This window comes from Vibrio sp. 10N.286.48.B8, from assembly GCF_003050085.1.
Classification (GTDB): domain Bacteria; phylum Pseudomonadota; class Gammaproteobacteria; order Enterobacterales; family Vibrionaceae; genus Vibrio; species Vibrio crassostreae.
Map to the genome: position 1 here is coordinate 1 of NZ_PIGD01000044.1, position 4,567 is coordinate 4,567.

A 4,567-nucleotide genomic window follows, 5' to 3' on the forward strand; every position below is an offset into this window, starting at 1 on the left:
AACATTAATGTTTTGAAGTGTGTTTGTATTCATAATAAGCTAACTCTTGCTTGCAAATGCGGGCTCGAGACCCAGAAGACTATTCGAGTGTGGTGCTTGGAGTTCTATCTGACGTTCGTACTTGTTACCGGTCTCTCAATCGAGGAGCCATCGTTTAATCGAACTACCAGATAGAAGAACTTTAGTTGCAGCTAAAGTCTGGGTCTCACCTTACCCGATTGGAATGCTTATTATCCATACAAACTGTTTAAGAGTGATTCGCAACGCTCGGCGCTTTCACATCAAGCCAGTTTAGTGTTTATGGCACAATGCTTAGGTAGGGTGGTTAGCGTTGTTCACATATATGGTCTCCCCCAGTTTTGCAAGCCAGCAGTATGATTAAAAGCGCAGGTTAACTTTCATATATACGGCCTGTTTAACGGCTATTGCCTTGGCCAAGATGAGGAAGTCGAACACGAAGTCCTAATCACCTTATCGACTTTATAAGACAGTGTGAGCATAAGGTTTTCAACGTGTAGGATTTGTCCTGTTATTCATCTTACTACGTACTTTGCAAAGGGTTGGTGATCATCATTAGCTTTGTGTTGGTCGATACTCTTCATTTTTAGTGATGACGGCCCACGCTATGCGCATGAGTTTGTTTGCCAAGGCGACAGCGGCTCTGTTTGGTCCTCGTCGCTCTTGGAGTTCAAGCATCCACTTACTGAGATTATCGGATTTAAATTTGGCGCGTCTCAGCGCTGCTCTTGCTCCATGAACGAGTAGGGAGCGGATATACGTGTTGCCTCTTTTGGTTATCCCAAGAAGAATGACTTTGTCACCGCTGGTATCTTGCTTCGGCACAAGGCCCATTGCGGCGGAGGCATCTCTACCGGTTTTGAACTGTTGTCCGGAGCCAAGCCATACCGCAACGGCTTGGCTAGTGAGTGGCCCAAAGCCTGGAATAGACATGAGTCGCTTTGCGTTTTCGAACTGCTTGATGGTTTGGTTAAGTTTATCGTCGAACCATTTTACTTGTTCGTCGATGTATAAATATCGTTCGTACTGATGGGATAGCAGCTCTCTTAATATACAAGACAGTTGGTTTTCATCGTTCTCGAGTATTTCGGGTATGGCCTTTCTGAAGGCAGCGGCTCCTTTGGGCATAATGATGCCGTATTCAGATATGAGGCCACGCACTTGATTAACGATGCGAGTTCTTTCAGTGACGAGCAGACGTCTCATTCGAATAAGAGATTGGATGTCTTGTTGCTCGACGGATTTATGAGGAACAGGGTGAGGTCTTTTGTAGAGCGCGACTTCGGCAATGGCTTCAGCATCGTTATAGTCGTTTTTCTGTTTACGCCTTTGAGTTTTCACATGCTGAGGTGCGTAGAGTATGACTTCGTGACCGAACTGAGAGAATTCACGAGCCCAATAATGGGCACCAGAGCATGCTTCCATAGCAATGGTACAAGGCTCTTTATTGGCGATGTAGCTAAGTAGCTTACTTCGTTGAAGTTTTTTACGAGAAAGGTTCTTTCCTTTATGATTGATTTCAAAAAGAAAGAAGATATTTTTTGCTAAATCGATGCCGATGATTTTATGCTGAGTCATGGTCTTCTCCTTTTACTTCGGACCTGAACACTCCAAGCATGGCTTACAGTCATGTGAAGTGGTAGGGGGAGACCATCTCATCACCTTAACAGGGCGTTAGTTGTAATGGAGCAAAAATGACAATTGAGCAACTAGATAAAGTAGACATTATTGGGCACGATGAAGAAAAAGTAACTTTAGTGATATCCGATCATTTAGAGTGGGACGATCAAAATGAAAAGCTCTTATTGCTCCAAGAAAAGCTGAACCTCTACTTGTCGTTTATTGAGTCTGGTGAAGTGTTTGAGCAATACCCGTTAGCAAAGAACAAGCTATTTGAAATCCAGGTAGTTTCAAAATACCAACCTAACAATGAAGCTGAGAAATTCATTTTATTGGCATCAAAAGTAGTAAGTGAAGCGGGCTTTAGCCTTACGCACGAGGTGAAGAATTACAACTAACAAGGCGCTTAAGTCTGATTCGTGAACGCGTGCCGATTCCGCTTCGCTTCATTTTGGCACACGTTCACTCACAGCTTAGCTTGGCGTTATAAGGAGGAAGGTATGCGAAGAATTAGCTTTCATCGTCCAAAACAGAAAGTACGAAACCCAGAAAGGCACATACGTGCCCTAAAAGTGTGGGCTGAAGAGTTTCGAGGTTATTATCCAGAGCGAGATGGTGAGCAATACACTAACTTCAAAATTTGGACACTTGATCGCTTAATCCAAGGTTCTAGTTCCAAGTTTGAGTGGCAGAAAGAGGCTTTAGAACAGTTATTTATAGCCGCCAATCATATGGTTAATGCAAAGCCAAACAAAGAAAAAGGCAAGTCTTGGGTAGCTGTACTTCTTTGTTATCCCAACCTTTTTGCTAGTGAAGTAACGGTGTTTTTTGACGAAACCTACTATAAGCGGTTTAGACCTGACGATGGTTTACTTACAGGTAGAAGTATTTTGGAAAAGTATGGGATTTCTGCAAATTTCGATTACATCGAGCTGGGCTACAAAGAAGACTGGGGTGATGAAGAAGAAAGTATAGAAGTTGAAATGTGGACAATAGGTGAACCCTCCTTATAACAAAGCATTTAAGAGTGATTCCCAACGCTTGGCATTTTTCATTCCATCGTTGGGTTTAGTGTTTACGGTGGTATGGTTTAGTTTTGTGGTAGCGTTGCTCACACCTTAATGCGGCGTTAGCATTCGACAGGAGATAACATGTACATTTTGGTAGTAAGTTCGAGCTTGGATCCAAATAGTCGAAGTCGTCAAATCGCTAAGCTATGTATTGACGAACTACAATCGTTGGATAGACAAGTTAAATTTGTTGATTTGGCGGAACTTGATGTGCCAAATTTTGACAACGACAAAATATATCATACGGAACAATATAAGGCGTTACATAAGTTGACGTCTGAGGCGAGTGGTATTGTTTTATGCAGCCCAATTTATAACTGGGGATGTTGTTCTGAGTTAAAGAAATACATTGAATATGTTGGGTCTACACCTCCTGATGGTAGCTTAACTGGCGCACTCTTCGATAAAGTGGTGACGTTTGTAACCTCAGCGGGGCTACCTCATAGTTACATGGCTGATTCTGCGCTCTCGACGTCACTAAGCATTGATTTCAAGTGTGTTATCAATCCTTACAACTTGTATGTTCATAATCGTCACTGGGTCAATGATACCCTTTCGGATGAAAGGCTACCCAGGCTTGAAAAATCTATGAAAGTAATGGATGAGCTCTGTAGTTTATTGAGTGCTAGAACATATAAGTCTGGGTGGGAACTGTAATGCTAACAAGGCATTTAAGAGTGATTCGCAACGCTTGGCATTTTCGCTTCGCTCAAATATAGCCAAGCGCAGCTCACACCTTAATGCGGCGTTAGCCCTCAAGGAGAAAATAAAAAATTGTTTGAAAATCATTTAAAAAGAACAAAGTTCTTGCTGTTTTTGCAGGGTATATCTGTTGCAGTTACTCTGTTTCTACCATTTACCTTGCTTGCCCAAGTAAATCAATTGAGCTCTTCGAGTCTTTTTCTCACATTTGCAATTGTTTTAGTGATGCTAAGCTTGAACTTGTCTAGTTTTTACGGGTTGTTAAAAAAGAAGCTTTGGGTATTTAAGTTAATGATCGCTCTTTATTTAATTCAGATTATAGGCATAGAGACTCCTAACTTTTCCTTAGCCTTTTCTTTTGGAGTTGAAGTACCGATAAGTGTGAATGTTAATGAAGTAACAGTTTCTCTAAATTTACTGGCAATCTTGGTGGTTTGGTTGTCGTATACAAGTCTTAACCTTTTGAAAAAGGGCTAACAAATTGTTCAAGAGTGATTCGGCACGCGTGGCATTTTTACTATGTGTTGGTTTTAGTGGTTAAGGTGGTATGCGTAAGCTTCGGTATTGCGTGCCTCACACCTTAATGCGGCGTTAAGTTTTTAAGAGGTAGTATTCAGTAATGCAATTAGATTTCATGTTTTCATTGGAGATGCAACTTATATTCGGGGTTATGTTTCTTTTTTTAGCTATGGGTATTGCATCATTGGTTTCAGGAGAAAACCCATATGCTCTGACAGTATTTTTGGTTGGCTTAGTACTTATTGTTTTGTCTGCTGGTGCTGTCATGTACATAGAAAATATAAAATCGATAGCGGGGGGGTGGGTGGAATCTCAACGAATGTCTAAAGAAGTGTTTGACGACTTTGACCAGAAAAGTACTCTCTTTTTATTCATATTTCCTTTTGTTACAGCGGTTATAGGTACTAACCTTTTAACAGAAGTGATAACGAGAAATTTCAAGTTTGATCAAAGGTTAACTTTAGGCAAGGTACTGTTGGGTTTTGGGGACGGGATTAAGTTTATATTCGGGCTTGCTATTTTACCGATTACAATACCTCTGGTAATTGTTGTTGCAATACTATTTAGTGTCACCGCCACATCAAGGCGTTGGTATCCAAGGTTTGTTAGTATCGTCGGTAAAATCAGTCGTAGAACCG

At 41.3% G+C, this 4,567-nt stretch carries 6 protein-coding genes; 5 read left to right on the top strand and 1 reads right to left on the bottom strand.

Translation table 11 applies throughout. The features are described from left to right. Positions 1-573 precede the first annotated feature (573 nt). On the bottom strand, positions 574-1,596 hold the full coding sequence (locus CWO08_RS23550) for an IS110 family transposase (protein ID WP_102432409.1): 1,023 nt from the start codon (positions 1,594-1,596) through the stop codon (positions 574-576). A 116-nt stretch (positions 1,597-1,712) separates the two neighbouring features. Here CWO08_RS23550 and CWO08_RS23555 point away from each other — a divergent pair, with 116 nt between their 5' ends. From CWO08_RS23555 to CWO08_RS23580, 5 genes are all read left to right on the top strand, one after another. Then, positions 1,713-2,036 carry a DUF6572 domain-containing protein gene (locus CWO08_RS23555; RefSeq protein ID WP_108021214.1) on the top strand — a complete coding sequence of 108 codons (324 nt, stop codon included), beginning with the start codon at positions 1,713-1,715 and terminating at the stop codon, positions 2,034-2,036. Between the two features lie 102 nt (positions 2,037-2,138). Continuing rightward, positions 2,139-2,651 (top strand): DUF3916 domain-containing protein, encoded by a 513-nt coding sequence (locus tag CWO08_RS23560; RefSeq protein WP_108021215.1) that lies wholly within the window; start codon positions 2,139-2,141, stop codon positions 2,649-2,651. Between the two features lie 138 nt (positions 2,652-2,789). Continuing rightward, positions 2,790-3,365: an NADPH-dependent FMN reductase gene (locus CWO08_RS23565; protein WP_005536223.1), complete on the top strand. Its 576-nt coding sequence runs from the start codon at positions 2,790-2,792 to the stop codon at positions 3,363-3,365. A gap of 117 nt (positions 3,366-3,482) precedes the next feature. Further along, positions 3,483-3,887 carry a hypothetical protein gene (locus tag CWO08_RS23570; protein ID WP_102431438.1) on the top strand — a complete coding sequence of 135 codons (405 nt, stop codon included), beginning with the start codon at positions 3,483-3,485 and terminating at the stop codon, positions 3,885-3,887. 142 nt (positions 3,888-4,029) lie between these two features. Then, on the top strand, positions 4,030-4,567 hold a 538-nt coding region (locus CWO08_RS23580), incomplete at its 3' end, for a hypothetical protein (RefSeq protein WP_146161785.1).

Excerpts from the sequence above, each read along its gene's own strand:
- CWO08_RS23550 (WP_102432409.1), bottom strand. The coding sequence starts at position 1,596 with ATGACTCAGCATAAAATCATCGGCATCGATTTAGCAAAAAATATCTTC.
- CWO08_RS23560 (WP_108021215.1), top strand. The coding sequence starts at position 2,139 with ATGCGAAGAATTAGCTTTCATCGTCCAAAACAGAAAGTACGAAACCCA.
- CWO08_RS23565 (WP_005536223.1), top strand. The coding sequence starts at position 2,790 with ATGTACATTTTGGTAGTAAGTTCGAGCTTGGATCCAAATAGTCGAAGT.
- CWO08_RS23555 (WP_108021214.1), top strand. The coding sequence starts at position 1,713 with ATGACAATTGAGCAACTAGATAAAGTAGACATTATTGGGCACGATGAA.